General features: G+C 42.7%; 3 tRNA genes. All 3 read right to left on the reverse strand.

Going from position 1 to position 729, the window contains the following annotated elements:
• Positions 1-361 precede the first annotated feature (361 nt).
• Positions 362-437 (reverse strand) — tRNA-Val (locus C9J42_RS21320).
• A gap of 68 nt (positions 438-505) precedes the next feature.
• Positions 506-581: transfer RNA gene (locus C9J42_RS21325), tRNA-Lys, on the reverse strand.
• A 21-nt stretch (positions 582-602) separates the two neighbouring features.
• A tRNA-Glu gene (locus tag C9J42_RS21330) sits at positions 603-678 on the reverse strand.
• Positions 679-729 lie beyond the last annotated feature (51 nt).

Genomic DNA, 729 nt, shown 5'->3' on the forward strand with positions numbered 1-729 from the left:
GCATCCACCGTGTACGCTTAGTCACTTAACCATACAACCCCAAGAGGTTTCGTATGTTCAAACAACCAAGGTTTGTGCTTAACACTTCGATCAAGAAAGTATTAAACGTTGGTTTTTCGCCGGACTCGATACAAGACACTTGAATGTGTATTGTTTGAGAACTCGTTTTTATCCGAAGATAAAAACATTTTTTAAAATCAATCTATCGATTGAATTTACTAGTCAGCTTTCCAGATTGTTAAAGAGCATGCAATTATCTAACGATAACCACTTTCTAACGATTTTCAGCGACAAAAATGCGGACTTAACAAAGGTATTCTTCATTAAATCTGCGAAATCCGTGCAGAAAACTTTTAGAGAGTGGTGGGCGATACCGGGCTCGAACCAGTGACCCCCTCCTTGTAAGGGAGGTGCTCTCCCAACTGAGCTAATCGCCCACGATAGTTGCTATTTGTTTTCACTTTTAAAAGTGAAATCAAACTAGCTTTCCTTCGTGGAAAGGAAATGGTGGGTCGTGCAGGATTCGAACCTGCGACCAATTGATTAAAAGTCAACTGCTCTACCAACTGAGCTAACGACCCAATTTGCACTTCAAAGAGAAGTGGCGTCCCGTAGGGGAGTCGAACCCCTGTTACCGCCGTGAAAGGGCGGTGTCCTAGGCCTCTAGACGAACGGGACAATGTTCATACTTAATGTTGTTGGGCAACATTAAGTGGCTCTCTTACATTT

Source organism: Photobacterium sp. GB-56, assembly GCF_003026105.1.
Taxonomy (GTDB): domain Bacteria; phylum Pseudomonadota; class Gammaproteobacteria; order Enterobacterales; family Vibrionaceae; genus Photobacterium.